Genomic DNA, 13114 nt, shown 5'->3' on the forward strand with positions numbered 1-13114 from the left:
TACTAATTTAAAAACCAAAAGCATGTCATATCTAAACCTAAAAATCAACAGATCATTATATGGTAATGTAAAGAGGATATCATCTCCAACCCTAAAAACTGGAGATCGATTTGTTCTAGAAGGAGACGACAATCTTTGGTTTAAATTAAATATTGTTTCAACTCATAATCAATATCTCTGTTCAAATGAGGAAGGAAAGACAAAGCTGCTTGATGGTGATCTTAAAGTGACCAGAATAAATGGTATCTGTGCATCACTTAATTTTCATTCGAAAGAAATAGTCAAACATTTTTTGGAAAACCATTTAATTTAGGTCAATATGGATATTAAATCTTTTTTTCAGATTACGCTCAATGCCGATCAGGAAAACGTCATCCAAAATTTAGAAGATTTTTTGGAAAGCGATGACTCTGCATTTTTAGTAAAAGGTTATGCCGGAACCGGAAAAACTACTTTGATAAAAGGAGTTATCGATGCCTTAAATGCAAATAAAAAGAGATTTGTGGTCTGCGCACCAACAGGTAGAGCTGCCAAGATTTTGAGAAATAAAACAGGATATGGCAAAACGATCCATTCAACTATTTATGATTTTGATAATTTAAAGACTATCAATTCTGATAAAGAAGATTTTGCGGAACATTCCTTTCAATATTATTTTCCGGTAGTCAAGTTAGAACAAAACACGATCATTATTGTAGATGAAGCCTCCATGATTTCTTCCAGAGAAAATAAAAACGAACTTTTTACATTTGGCTCTAATATTTTATTGAACGATTTGCTAACGTTTGCTCAGCTACATAATAATACTAATAACAAAATAATTTTCGTCGGTGATCCTGCGCAGTTAGCGCCAGTTGGAGATAATAATTCCTGGGCATTAGAAACTTCTTTTTTTGCGGAAAAGACACTCTCAGTAAGAGAAGTGTTTCTAAAGCAAATAATGAGGCAAAAAGATAATTTGATTCTAGATAATGCACTGTCTATACGAAATTGCATAAATGATCCCACTCAGCGAGAATTGAAGTTTAAGTTTGATGAAGAATCATGTCACAATTTCAACAGCAAAAATATTGTAGAAAAATATTGTACACTTTTTCCTAAACCGAATTTTGACAGTGGGGTGATTATTAATTACTCTAACGCGCAAAACTATTGGTATAACAAGGAAATTAGAGAAAAATATTTTCCAGATTCACCAAATATTGCCGTGGGAGATTTGGTACAAATCATAAATAACAATTATCATAAATACAAAACAGAAATTTACAATGGAGAATTTGCTTTGGTAGTGAATGTAGATGCAATTGTAAAACAGTCTGCTCCGATTTTTGTAGATGTAAATGGAGAGAAAAAGAAAAAAGTAATAGAACTTACCTATAGAAAAGTAAGTTTGAGATTGCCTGATTTTGATGAAGATATTGAAGCTTACATTAATGAAACACTGTTAGAATGTACGAGTAGAGATTTAAAAACAGATGAAATGAAAGCGGTTTACATCAATACGGTAATGAGATTCAGAGAAGCTCACCCAAATTCAAAAATTAATTCAGAGGAGTTTAAAAATTTTCTAAAAAAAGATGATTTTTACAATGCTATTCGGATAAAATACGGTTACTCTATCACAGGTCATAAAGCGCAAGGTGGAGAGTGGAAGCAGGTCTTTGTAGATTATTCTGGAAGAGCAAGTTTATCAAAAGACCCTTTGCGATGGTCTTATACGGCAACAACAAGAGCTTCTGAAATTTTATACGCAATTAATTTCCCTGATTTTGGACAATTTTATAACCTGAAATTTTCAAATGTGGGAAGTATGTCATCAGTGCCAAATAACGCTTTAAATTTTGAAAAAGTACCGACGTCACCATTTCATCAAGCGACAGCCCACAAATGCAAAAGTTGGTTGTATTGGAATGTTTTAGAAAAACTTGAAGATTCAGATTTTATTATCGATAGTATTATTTCTGAAGAATACTGTGAGAAATATACTTTTAGATATTTTGAAAAATTAGTATCTGCGCAAATATTCCATAAGTTATCTGGATTTTACGAGAAAGACTTCATCCTTACAGCCGGAAACGATGAAACGTTTCAAAAATTACAAGAAGTCCTGATAAAACCGAATCAAGTGCAATTTCCATCTGCATACCGGGCTTCAGAAGCTTTTCTAGAAGATATCTATTCTATCATTTCAGCTGCTTGTACAGATTTGGGAATACAGATTTACAATGTTGTAGAAAATATAGAAAATTATAACGTGGCCTATTATTTTGAAACCTTTAACAAATTGTCTTGCATTCAGTTCTGTTTCAAAAAATCCAAAGAATTTACAACAGCAATGGTAAAAACTTCCGGTCATCTACAAGATGAAAAATTGATAAAATTAATAGAAAAAATTACAGAATATGCTACAATCTCAACGAATTAAAGAACTTAGACAGTCTGGTAAACTTCAAGAAGCTTTAGAATTGGCTACGGTAGATTTAGAGCAAAATCAAGATAATATTTACGCTAAAAGAAACATCAGTTGGGTATATTGGATGTTTTTAAAAGACCATGCTGAAAAATCAGATATTCAAAATTTTATTTTATACCTTATTAAAGTTAGAGAGTTAAATCTTCCCGAAAATGAAACAATGCTTTTTGATACAATTTCTTGGAAAATAGGAGCTTTTCTTTTTCAATTATTAAAACTTCAGAATATTCCATTCTCTGAGGTTTTTAATATTATTGACATTGCAAAAAACTTTCATTATTCTAAGCCGTCAGATAGTTATAGCTTTCTTTTGAAAGCGGCACATAAAGCTCTCAAAACCAATAGAGATAAGTATATATCTTTTGTAAATTGGTGGAATCTTGAAAATTTAAGACCCGAAGATTTTGAAAAAGAAGTTTTGCCCAATGGTAGAATGGTTATGTCTATTGCAGAGCAGGTTTATACTGCATATTACAAAGCACTGATACCCAATAAAGAAAATCAAATAGAAAAAAGTGTTGTACTGGCAAATGTTCAAAAGATTGATGAGATTGTAGAAGAGCATTCTGATTATATCTACCTAATATATTTCAAAGCTCAAATGCTTTTAGCAATGGGAGAAAAAGAAGAGTTGAAGAAAAGCTATCTGCCATTTGCTCAAAAAAAAGCTACAGAATTTTGGGTTTGGGATTTAATGAGTCAAATTGTAGATTCCGAAGAAGAAAAACTATCTTGCCTTTGCCAAGCTTGTAAATCGGGAAGAGGAGTCGAACAAATGAAAACTGGATTATATCTTAGAATGGCAAATTATTTTTTAAGCAAAAATATGCTTGCAGAAGCCAAATGCGAATTGCTGAAAATAGAAAAAATAAAAGAAGAAAATCAACAAAAATTGCCCGCAGAAGTAACTAATCTATTAATTTCTGAGAGACTAAATTCAATTGTAGAAACTACTTCAAATATCTCTTTCTACAATAGCAAGACCTCTGAAATAGATGCCATTTTATTTTCGAATATTTTATCACAAAACATATTTGTATCTCATATTAATTACGATAAAAATATTATCAATTTCATCACAACAGATGATAAAACAAGCCACTTCAAGCACGAAAGAATAAATCCGAAGTTAAAAATATTTGTCGGTGATGTATTAAATGTTCGGTTTTCACAATTTTCTGTAGAAAATATTTCAAAATTACATACGCTCAAAAAAGGAACTGATGATTCAATGAAAAATAAAAATTTAAAATCAATTACTGGAATTATGAAAATTAATCCTAAAGGTTTTGGCTTTCTAGAAGATGTTTATTTTCCTAAAACTTTAATTGAAAAAAATAATTTTAAAGACGGAGAAACAATAGATTTTGTTGCTATCAGAAAGTACAACAAAGAAAAACAGACATTAAGTTGGAATTTTTTAAAACTACAATAACAAAAGAAAAAAAATACCACCGTATAGTAGAATAAAGTTAATTTACCAAAATTATGACAGGAAAACACTCAGTCACCCTTACCCGCAAAGAACTTTATGATAAGGTTTGGAAAACACCGATGACTAAACTTGCAAAAGAGTTTAACCTGTCTGATAATGGATTACGCAAAATTTGTAAAAATTTTGAGATTCCTATTCCTCCAGTGGGACATTGGCAAAAAGTACAATATGGGAAAAAACTAAATGTTACTCCACTGCCTAAACCCAATGAGGAGAAAGAAATAAAGATTAATATTGACGAAGCCAAAAGTAATAACTCAAACGAAAATCCTTCCCGGAATCTTGCGCTAGAAAAAATAAGAAATAACACATCTTTAATCTTTAAAGTAGGTGTTAGATTAAGTAAACCAGATGAAATTGTAATTAAAGCTCAGTCTAATTTGGAGACTAAAAAAGTTTCAAATTCTTATGAACAAGTCAAAGGTACGATTAGCACAGATCGGGGTTTACCAAGTATCATTGTAACTCCCAAAAATGTTTTCCGAGCACTTAGAATTCTCGATAATCTTATAAAGAATTTTAAAATTTTAGGCTATCAAGTTTTATTAAATGATGACGGACTAAAAATCATAGTGAGTGAAGCAGATTATATGTCATTCTATATCAGGGAGAAAAGCAACGCAGTATCAACTCCTAATAAATATGGTTGGAATGACAGAGAGCTTATAGCAAATGGCAAATTAGCTCTTAAATTTGGTAAATACGATACTCTTGAATTTGTTGATACTGAAAAATCCCCTATTGAAGAACAGATTGAAAAAATTTTAATAAAAATTGAAACTAAGTTTCAAGAAATGTTAGAAGATCGAAGGCGATGGAAAATTCAGGAAGAAGAGCAGGAAAGAAAAAGAAAAATTGAAGAGAAAAAGCAAAAACTGAAAGATGAAGAATACAGTAAATTTATTTCTTTGTATAATGATGCTCATAGATGGAAAAAATTTTTAATTCTTCGTGAGTATGTTGATTATGTAATATCGAATGACTCTAAGAATATTGAATATATAGAATGGGCTGAGAAAAAACTTGACTGGTATAATCCAGCCATTAATGCAGAAGATAATTTGATGGATGAAGTTGACAGGGATACTTTAGAGAAAAAACAAAAGGCGAAATGGATCTGGTAAAAATATGATTAGAACCTGCCCATATTTTTAACGATAATTTATGACCTCTATTTAAGTGGTCGTCTTTTGACCAACCATTATTTTACGTTTGTAGAAAATTTAAAATATGAACATTGCAATAGTAGGCGGTCGAGATTTTAACGACTATGACCTTTTGAAAAAAACACTTAATAAATTCATTGAAAATAAATCATTTCTAAATGCTATTGTTTCGGGTGGGGCACTGGGCGCGGATAAACTAGCGGAAAAGTATGCTGCAGAACTCCAAGTTGATATGATTGTTTATAAACCCAATCATAAAAAGCATGGTAGACTTGCGGCCTTATATAGAAATACAGAAATTATTGAAGCTTCCGATATTGTTTTTGCGTTTTGGGATGGCAAATCTCGAGGAACTTTAGACTCTGTTACGAAAGCTAAGAAACTAGAAAAAACACTATTTATCATCAACTATTAAAATAAAATCGGCTCTATTATTTCTAATTGAGCCGATTTTTTCAGTATTTATAATCTAACCTGAATACTAATTTTCCAACCAATGAAGACATTTAATGATTTTTAGGACATATTCTAAAACTTGTCGATCATTTTGAAAGTTGGTTTGTCCAAAATTTTTGCAATCATGTTTAAATAATACCCACTCATTTGTTCTCCAGTCTACATCTTTGAAACCAAATTGTGTGTTTAAAGCATTGGAATATTTACTATCAAGGTCTTTGTTCGTTAAACCTATTAAAAACAAAGGGTCTTTTAAATTCTTAATTCGAAATTGAATGCAAAGTTCATTTTTAAAATTGATTTCAAGAACATCCAAATCCTTCTTTTCATGGACTTTCGAAGAAATATCACCCCACAAATTTTTAATCATTTCTTCATTAAATTTTTCAGACGTAAAATTTAAAAGTTCTAACTGTTTAAGCCTTAACGCTGCTAAAAAATTATTGTAAATTTCTTGTGAAGCTTCAAAATTTTCAGATATAATTTCAATAATTTTTTCTTTCATTTTTTTATTTGCTGTTTGATGAGTTAATTTTTTAATCAAGTTTGAATATTGCTGCAAAGTTTCCCTGATAATTGGCTTGTTGAAAGACAATTTTGTACACTCTTCAATCCAATTTTTAATATCATTTTCATACGAAATTGAAGTATATTGTACACCATCTGAACTAACCTGCCTACTACTTTCAGCGTATAAAGTAAGATATAATAACTTTGCATCCGGATATTTGTTTTTATACCTTAAAAGTTGATTTACCTGTTCTCCTGCGTAGATTTTATTTTCAATTACAAAACCATTCTGTTGGAAATCTTTTAAAACAATATCCAATCTACCACCAAGAGTCTGATCCTTGTTTCTAAAACCAATATGCTCTTCCTTTGCACAAATCACTTCATCCAATTTTAATGTAAATTCTTCCTCAAGCACAATCCCGTAAAATGCTTTTAGAAAATCACCTCCCATTCCATGACTTCCCTTTGGATTTAAGAGTTCAGCTATCAATGCAGAATGTGTAAAAACTTCATCGGACTCCATGCTCATAATGGAAAAAATATTAAAATTCTCTCCCGATAAAATCGCCTTTTCTTCATTAAAATCAATAAGTTGCTTTATTTGTCGTAAAAAAGTAAAATCATTCTGACCTGAAATTTTCTTCTGATTATTAATAATTTCTTTTCCCATTCTTAGTTTTTTATAGTAAATTTTCTATTCCTTTCTTTAAAAAATTCAAGTATTCATCTCTTACTTTTGGAGGATCAATTTTTATAAGTCTTTCCGCGTGCGTTGCCAATTCTTGGTAAAAATCATAGGTAGGAACCAATTGTAACTGAATCTTAAAATCGCTTCCATTGTCAACCAATACTTCTTGCGAGTGATGAATTGGAAGTGACTTCACAAACTTCCTTTGAGCTGTTTCAAAAGAAAGTTCAATAATCGTTGGCTCAATATTTAATGTAGAAACAATACCAAAAGAATTCACAAACATCTTTTCAATATCAAATTCTTGCTTGCGAAATTGAGAATTGTGTATTTCTAAATTGGTGATTCTATCTAGTCCAAAAATTCTTAATTCAAAATTAGATTTTTGTGTATCAACAGCCAGTAAATACCACCGATTTCTAAATTCTTTCAAAGCATATGGCTCAACCACTTTCCTGTTTCCCGTTTTTTCCCAATGTCGAACATATTCAAAAGAAATCTTTTTTAAATTATGAATGGCATGGACAAATCCATCGAAATTATAGAGTCCGGAAGCTTGTCTTTTTTCAAAGATAATTACATCTTGACGATTGCCAATTTGCTTGTAAGCGTTGATAAGAATAATGCTATATAACAATGTAGAATTAGTTTCATCCGAATCAGTATCAACAATATGATATTTTTTATTTGAGTTTTTAAACTGAATAATAACATTGTAAAATTCTTCGATTACTTTTCTGTCACGCTGAAAAGTCTTTTCACTAAATGGAAGTTGCCCTTCACCTTCTCTGTAGGCTCGTTCCTCCAAATGTTTAGCTATTTCAAAATAATCTGCTCCATCTTTTTTTGATTTTAAAAAATTAACAATATATGTCAATCTTAAAAGTGTCTCCTGTCTCTTGGCCATAGTTTAATTTTAAATCAAAGATAATTTTTAAGTTAGTCAAAAAATGACCACCTAAAATTATTTTTCTGGGTCTTGAAATTTTTGAAAATTTTTAAGAAGTGATTCTATATTCAATTTGCCAACTGGATTTTGGCTATGAACAAAAAATCCTGGAAGATTGAGTTGCTTTTCCAAACAATACTCAACCAAAAATTTAGCACAGTCATAACCTGTTTTTCCTAATCCCAGATCATGGTCAAAAGAAATAAATTTGGGAATTCCTTATTTTTAATAAAGTCAACAAATTCATCATAAGAGGTAGCTAAAATATAATTTTCAGGACATGTTCTTACATCGTCCAAATATAAATTCACCATCTTTAAAATTGAATTTTTATATAACATTTTTTTGCACCATTTTCTTCTCCTTCAAACCACAACAGTTTAACCAAAATTTCAGGTTCTGAAGGGCACTGTTTGAATTTATGATACAAAACTAAGCTGTAAACTATTTTAAAATTATTTAAACTTTTTTCCCATTCAAAAAAAGGCATGAAAGTACGAAGTTTTTCAAAAAATTGCCTTTCATTAATCTTCAATGTAGTTGCTGCATTATTTTCTGTATCGACAACAAATAAAGACTTGATGAAAGCAGATTGGATTTTGAATTTATTACTACTGAGAACATTCATTGTTTATTTCTTGATAACAAAATTCTTAGTTTAGTCAGACAGAATATGACCATCATTTAAGTTTCCTAAAATAAAATTAACACCTTTAAGGGAATTGCGTATATTTGGTTGTTTTTTGAAATCGCATAGAAATTCAATTAATAAAAGAACTTGCACTAATTTAGTATAACAGGGCGTAAAATTAACTAAAAACCAACTCTTCCGTTTCGTCCTTAACTTCAAAGCGAAGTGAAATCTGGAAATTCTTTAAAAATATGAGTCCGAAAAAAACTTTTATCAAAGATTTAGCAAATCATCTGGCTAATACAGGAACGGTTATGTCAGGCCCTGAATTAGCTAATCATCTAAATAGAAATAATATTAAAACTGATTCTGGGAATACTTATGCTGGAACTCAAGGAACTTACTCCCTTGTTAAAGCAACTTACAATGAACTGATGAAAAACGGAGATTCAATTAATGCTGACAAAGTCGCATTAGCATTTGTAAAAGAAGATGGTACATACGCTTACTTATAAAATATTTAATTTAAAAAAATGACAGAAAGATTTAAAGATGCCGTAAAAAAATGTGTGGAAGATGGAATATTAACATCAGAAGAATGGGAACTATTAAGAAAAGTGGCTAAGGAAGAAAATTTAAATGAAACTGATGCTGATGTATATATTACTGGTGAACTAAAAAAGAAGAAAAATTTTAGGGATGAAAGGGATAAAAAAACAAATGAAACTAAACGTAATTGGGGAGATAATTTGGTTAAAACAGGAGAAGTTATTGTCGCTGTTGGCGGTTTCGTCCTGACTGTTTTGACAGCAATGGGGAAAATTGGTGGTAAGATGAAAAAATAGAGACTGCAGGTAAATGTAATAAATAACTGAGACCGCTTTTCAATACCCCTTCCCCACATCCAAAATCTTCCCAACCGTCGATCTTGTAATCTTATACACCATCTGCATCGGAGATTTCGGGATACTCAAAGGAATTCTAAAGCCCAGTTCCCTACTCACTCCATTCATCAGATTTAATTTGCTTAATTCCTGTATTCCGGAATTTTTAAGCACTTCATGTTTAACCGGCGCTGCTATTTTACCTGCGAGAGACTTCCCAACAGATTTCAACTTAGCATTGGATTTTTTTAAGTTTGGATTTAACAAAGCCCTCCTCTCCTTTTTCTGCTGATTGAATTTTTCATAAGAACGGGTTCTTTGAAATTGAAATTTCTGATCAAAACTCTGTTCCGCTTTTTTAAAAAATTCATCTCGGTTAAAGCCAACTGCAATATTTTTATTGGCCACAGTTCCACTTCGGTGGTTGGACAAAGGAGAAATGGATTTTCTGTGCCGCTTGTTGGAACAATTGTCATACCGGGAAACAATAACGTGTACATGATACTGCTGTCCTCCTTTCCGCAACCCTTCCCTGATAACTTTTCCTGTCACTCGGTCTTTAAACAGACTTTTCTTTAAATCTTCAATTTCCTTCTTTACATCTTCACGGGTAGAATATCCAAGCTCGTTAATCCGTTTCTGAATTTTACGGTTGGCGATAACCCAATTATCATTTCCTTTATAAGTCCGTTTTTCTTCAACTTTGGCAAACCAGACGAGATCATTCTCATTCATTTTTCTTACTGATAGATCTTTACCTAATTCTGTCGCTTTCTGCTCCCGAAGCTCTTGGTACTTTTCGGCATATCCGGAATCATCAGGAGAAATTCCCTGATTTTTTAATTCATTTTTTGCAAATTGATTGATTTCTTTTTCTTCTTTTTGAGTGGGTAATTTTTCCGGATTGGTATAAACTTTTCTGTCAAAATTTTCTGCATAATTTTTCATCAAATCTCTCGTATATTCGCGAAGAGATTGGTGCATTAAATCATTTTTAATGAGTTCTAAATATTTTTTACCCTCTTCAGTTTGGTTCAAAATCTCTTTCTCTGTTTCTCCAATTCCTTTAGATTTTAATTCGAGATTTACTAATTCATTTAAATGTTCAATTTCATCTTTTCCAGGCGAAATATTAAGCATAAAAAATTTGCTTTCATTCTCTTTTGAGCGGTTACTTAAGTTGCCATCAATTTTATCGGAAGCTACATCTTTCGTAAAGAATTTTTCGTCATCATTTTCAACATTCATGAAAAATAAATTTTGATTTCCGAGTTGCTCGTCATCGAACGAAAACTCTAAATTTTCATTTTCCTGGAAATCTTCAAGCTCAGATTCTCTCCCAATATTTTCCTTATCAAGATATTCTAAAATACCTTTTGAACTTGTTGAAATCCTCGGATCATGTTTTGTGAATGAAATATGCATTAATCAAAAATATTATCAAATTCATCTTTGCTCAAACTCGCCTCAAACTTACTCGAAAAAGGATTTTTATTAGCTTGAAATTTAGACTGCAATAAGTTAATTGTTCGCTGTAGTTTTTCATTTTCCTCCTCCAAAATCGTGTGAGATTTTGATAAGTTTTCAAAATCATTTTTTAATTTTTCATTGACCGAATTCGTTGAAATTTCCGAAGCTTCATCTTTCTGTTTTACTTCAATTTCTTGTCCGACATTTGATTTATTTAGTAAAGAAAAAAGATCATCCATCTTATCATTTAAGTCTATTATTTTTCCGAAATACAAATCATTGTACTTTCCTAGTCTTTTATAAACTCCATCAATTCTCGAATCTAATTTTCCCCGAAATTCAACCATGTCTTTTTTCAGAGAATCATTATCGAAACCAAATTTTTTACTGTCGTTATTTTTGTAACTGATAAGCTCATTAATGAGCCTGTCCATCGAGGTTATTTTATATATCTTCTTGAGATTAGTAAGATTAATATGGGTAAGCTCTCCAACTACAATTTTCTTTGTTTTGCCCTCATTTTTTTCCATATAAACAATTTTATTCATCTGATTTATAATATATTATATTTTTTAATGGCATGTTTTTTGACATTAAATAAATAATAATTAAATTTATATAATTGATATTCAGCACGATGGCTATAAAAGCCTCGTTTCCTCTTGCTTTCCTTTCTCTACGCTTAAATTTAGGCATAAATTTATAAATAAAGGGATAATAATTCATAAAATTATTCCGCTTTCTTGTTTCTTTTTCGGGGGATTTTATCCAAAATTCGCCGAAAAAGAAACCCCGATTTTTCTAAATCAGGGTTAGTTAAGCTGCTAAATATTTCTCAAGCTACTGTAAATTTTCAAGATACTTCTTACCTCTTTTTGATTCTACAAATGCACCTCTTATTTTACTTGCTCTATCTTCCTTGTTTGAGCCTGCCCAACTTTTTAAATACCTTACGCTATTAATAAATTCATCCGAAATTCCGAATTGTAAACAAAGCAACATAGAACCCATTTCGGCAATCAGTTCTTCAAATGAATAGCTTTCTTTGTCATCATGTCCTTTCAGGTTTCTGTTGAGTCTGGACGAGTGACCAGTCCAGTGCAGCACCTCGTGAAAAAGCGTACTGTAATATTTTGATCCCGAAACAAAATATTGCTTTTTCGGAAGCATTACAAAATCAGATGCAGGCGCATAATAAGCAATTTCATTTATGGAATAGCGTAAAACTAAATTTCCATTTTTGATAATATTATGAATAAAAATTTCAGAATTTTCTAATTCAACAATTTCCGGAATTGTCTCCTTTTCTTCGTGGAAATCGATTTTTATTTCATTTAAATTTTCAATCTGTTCAGAATTAAAAACGGTGTAATTTCTTACGCATGGAACTTTCACAATTTTCTTTTTTTCTTCCTCGTTCATCTTTTCCACCATTTCATTTTTTACCGTTTTTCCGGTTTCCTTATCTTTAAAAATGTAGGTGAAAAATTCAATTAAACATCCCTTTGAACCTTTCTTTAATCTTCCGCCAGCTTTTACAATGCTGTTAAAAGTTGCGTATTTTGCTGATGAAAATTTCTTAATCATTGTATCTAAATACAAGGCTAAAATATTATAACCCTGATACCGGTTCCCGGAAAATAAATTAGATGGATATACTGTGCTCAAATCGCTGTACATTTCCCAATCATGTGCATTAACCTGGTCAAGGTTTTCCAAAATTCTATCAATAAATGTATCTGATTTTTTTTGCGTTTTAGGAGTTGAAACTGTTGGATTTTCTTTAATTGCCTGCATAATATTTTTTGATTTTAAATTGAAATTGATTTTGATTTTGATTTTTTCTGAAAGGGCTGTTTATAAAAGCCCTTCATCGAGAAATGATAAAAATGAATCTGACGTCAGTATAATATGATCGAGGAGATTGAAGTCTAAAACCTTTGCGGCTTCTTCCATCTTTTGGGTCATATTAATATCTGCAGATGAGGGCGCCAAGCTTCCTGATGGATGATTATGACAAACCACAATAGCACTGGCGTTGCACAACAAAGCGCCCTGCATCACAATTCTGACATCTACCATGGTAGAAGAAATTCCGCATTCGGATATTTTTTTGATGCCTAAAACTTTGTTTTTTTGGTCTAGATACAGCGCATAAAAATGTTCTTTATAATCCATTTGGTCACTGTCAAAATGCGCTCTGAATACTTCTGATACTTCATAAGAATTGATGACTGTTTTTTCTGCATTTCCTTTTCTTGAATAACTTAGTTTGATTTCGTTGACTACATTGTAATTCATCTGTCTTGCTCCGAGTACGGCGGAGGCTTTTTTTCCCGTACTTAAACATTAATTAAAACCTGTGATTTGCAGCTTGAAGGAAATTTTG

15 protein-coding genes are annotated in these 13114 nt (G+C 31.2%); 6 read left to right on the forward strand and 9 right to left on the reverse strand.

The genetic code is table 11. The features are described from left to right. Nucleotides 1–319: 319 nt before the first annotated feature. From MTP08_RS14565 to MTP08_RS14580, 4 genes are all read left to right on the forward strand, one after another. Nucleotides 320–2425, forward strand: a complete 2106-nt coding sequence (locus tag MTP08_RS14565) for an ATP-dependent DNA helicase (RefSeq protein ID WP_243577849.1) — start codon at nt 320–322, stop codon at nt 2423–2425. Further along, a complete protein-coding gene (locus MTP08_RS14570) occupies nt 2403–3908 on the forward strand; it encodes a DUF7017 domain-containing protein (protein WP_243577850.1) in 1506 nt (501 codons plus the stop codon). The genes MTP08_RS14565 and MTP08_RS14570 overlap by 23 nt, the downstream gene beginning before the upstream one ends. A 53-nt stretch (nt 3909–3961) precedes the next feature. After that, nucleotides 3962–5092 (forward strand): hypothetical protein, encoded by a 1131-nt coding sequence (locus tag MTP08_RS14575; protein WP_243577851.1) that lies wholly within the window; start codon nt 3962–3964, stop codon nt 5090–5092. A 106-nt stretch (nt 5093–5198) separates the two neighbouring features. Continuing rightward, nucleotides 5199–5549 carry a DUF2493 domain-containing protein gene (locus MTP08_RS14580; protein ID WP_243577852.1) on the forward strand — a complete coding sequence of 117 codons (351 nt, stop codon included), beginning with the start codon at nt 5199–5201 and terminating at the stop codon, nt 5547–5549. A gap of 66 nt (nt 5550–5615) precedes the next feature. Here the strand turns inward: MTP08_RS14580 and MTP08_RS14585 are convergent, their stop codons facing one another. Genes MTP08_RS14585 through MTP08_RS14600 form a run of 5 tightly spaced genes read right to left on the reverse strand, consistent with a single transcriptional unit; the run spans nt 5616 to nt 8368 of the window. Further along, the gene (locus MTP08_RS14585) at nt 5616–6773 is read right to left on the reverse strand and encodes a PDDEXK-like family protein (protein WP_243577853.1); all 1158 of its coding nucleotides are present in this window, start codon (nt 6771–6773) and stop codon (nt 5616–5618) included. Nucleotides 6774–6783: 10 nt separating this feature from the next. Next, nucleotides 6784–7698 (reverse strand): WYL domain-containing protein, encoded by a 915-nt coding sequence (locus MTP08_RS14590; RefSeq protein WP_243577854.1) that lies wholly within the window; start codon nt 7696–7698, stop codon nt 6784–6786. Nucleotides 7699–7755: 57 nt separating this feature from the next. After that, entirely contained in the window at nt 7756–7887 is a 132-nt protein-coding gene (locus tag MTP08_RS14595) for a hypothetical protein (RefSeq protein ID WP_394803781.1), read from the reverse strand. Between the two features lie 29 nt (nt 7888–7916). Beyond that, a complete protein-coding gene (locus MTP08_RS14785; RefSeq protein WP_394803782.1) occupies nt 7917–8081 on the reverse strand; it encodes a cyclic-phosphate processing receiver domain-containing protein in 165 nt (54 codons plus the stop codon). Further along, the gene (locus MTP08_RS14600) at nt 8057–8368 is read right to left on the reverse strand and encodes a hypothetical protein (protein WP_243577855.1); all 312 of its coding nucleotides are present in this window, start codon (nt 8366–8368) and stop codon (nt 8057–8059) included. The genes MTP08_RS14785 and MTP08_RS14600 overlap by 25 nt, the downstream gene beginning before the upstream one ends. A gap of 254 nt (nt 8369–8622) precedes the next feature. On the opposite strand from MTP08_RS14600, the gene MTP08_RS14605 reads away from it, so the two are divergent. Both MTP08_RS14605 and MTP08_RS14610 read left to right on the forward strand, forming a co-directional pair. Further along, a complete protein-coding gene (locus tag MTP08_RS14605; protein WP_243577856.1) occupies nt 8623–8886 on the forward strand; it encodes a hypothetical protein in 264 nt (87 codons plus the stop codon). Nucleotides 8887–8904: 18 nt separating this feature from the next. Further along, nucleotides 8905–9216 carry a hypothetical protein gene (locus tag MTP08_RS14610; protein ID WP_243577813.1) on the forward strand — a complete coding sequence of 104 codons (312 nt, stop codon included), beginning with the start codon at nt 8905–8907 and terminating at the stop codon, nt 9214–9216. A 39-nt stretch (nt 9217–9255) separates the two neighbouring features. On the opposite strand, the gene MTP08_RS14615 is transcribed toward MTP08_RS14610, so the two are convergent. From MTP08_RS14615 to MTP08_RS14630, 4 genes are all read right to left on the reverse strand, one after another. After that, the gene (locus MTP08_RS14615; protein ID WP_243577814.1) at nt 9256–10680 is read right to left on the reverse strand and encodes a DUF5712 family protein; all 1425 of its coding nucleotides are present in this window, start codon (nt 10678–10680) and stop codon (nt 9256–9258) included. Beyond that, on the reverse strand, nt 10680–11255 hold the full coding sequence (locus tag MTP08_RS14620) for a hypothetical protein (RefSeq protein WP_243577815.1): 576 nt from the start codon (nt 11253–11255) through the stop codon (nt 10680–10682). Before MTP08_RS14620 ends, MTP08_RS14615 begins: the two co-directional genes overlap by 1 nt. Before the next feature lie 310 nt (nt 11256–11565). Continuing rightward, complete coding sequence (locus MTP08_RS14625) at nt 11566–12522, reverse strand: zincin-like metallopeptidase domain-containing protein (protein WP_243577816.1); 957 nt, start codon at nt 12520–12522, stop codon at nt 11566–11568. 60 nt (nt 12523–12582) lie between these two features. Beyond that, nucleotides 12583–13026, reverse strand: coding sequence for a JAB domain-containing protein (locus MTP08_RS14630; protein ID WP_243577817.1), 444 nt, complete (start codon nt 13024–13026; stop codon nt 12583–12585). Nucleotides 13027–13114 lie beyond the last annotated feature (88 nt).

It is taken from the genome of Chryseobacterium oryzae, assembly GCF_022811665.1.
In the GTDB taxonomy this organism is placed as follows: Bacteria; Bacteroidota; Bacteroidia; order Flavobacteriales; family Weeksellaceae; genus Chryseobacterium; species Chryseobacterium oryzae.

Coding starts and splice junctions, on each gene's coding strand:
- MTP08_RS14630 (WP_243577817.1), bottom strand. CDS start 13,026: ATGAATTACAATGTAGTCAACGAAATCAAACTAAGTTATTCAAGAAAA.
- MTP08_RS14605 (WP_243577856.1), top strand. CDS start 8,623: ATGAGTCCGAAAAAAACTTTTATCAAAGATTTAGCAAATCATCTGGCT.
- MTP08_RS14620 (WP_243577815.1), bottom strand. CDS start 11,255: ATGGAAAAAAATGAGGGCAAAACAAAGAAAATTGTAGTTGGAGAGCTT.
- MTP08_RS14565 (WP_243577849.1), top strand. CDS start 320: ATGGATATTAAATCTTTTTTTCAGATTACGCTCAATGCCGATCAGGAA.
- MTP08_RS14615 (WP_243577814.1), bottom strand. CDS start 10,680: ATGCATATTTCATTCACAAAACATGATCCGAGGATTTCAACAAGTTCA.
- MTP08_RS14600 (WP_243577855.1), bottom strand. CDS start 8,368: ATGAATGTTCTCAGTAGTAATAAATTCAAAATCCAATCTGCTTTCATC.
- MTP08_RS14570 (WP_243577850.1), top strand. CDS start 2,403: ATGCTACAATCTCAACGAATTAAAGAACTTAGACAGTCTGGTAAACTT.
- MTP08_RS14625 (WP_243577816.1), bottom strand. CDS start 12,522: ATGCAGGCAATTAAAGAAAATCCAACAGTTTCAACTCCTAAAACGCAA.
- MTP08_RS14585 (WP_243577853.1), bottom strand. CDS start 6,773: ATGGGAAAAGAAATTATTAATAATCAGAAGAAAATTTCAGGTCAGAAT.
- MTP08_RS14590 (WP_243577854.1), bottom strand. CDS start 7,698: ATGGCCAAGAGACAGGAGACACTTTTAAGATTGACATATATTGTTAAT.
- MTP08_RS14575 (WP_243577851.1), top strand. CDS start 3,962: ATGACAGGAAAACACTCAGTCACCCTTACCCGCAAAGAACTTTATGAT.
- MTP08_RS14580 (WP_243577852.1), top strand. CDS start 5,199: ATGAACATTGCAATAGTAGGCGGTCGAGATTTTAACGACTATGACCTT.
- MTP08_RS14785 (WP_394803782.1), bottom strand. CDS start 8,081: ATGTTATATAAAAATTCAATTTTAAAGATGGTGAATTTATATTTGGAC.
- MTP08_RS14610 (WP_243577813.1), top strand. CDS start 8,905: ATGACAGAAAGATTTAAAGATGCCGTAAAAAAATGTGTGGAAGATGGA.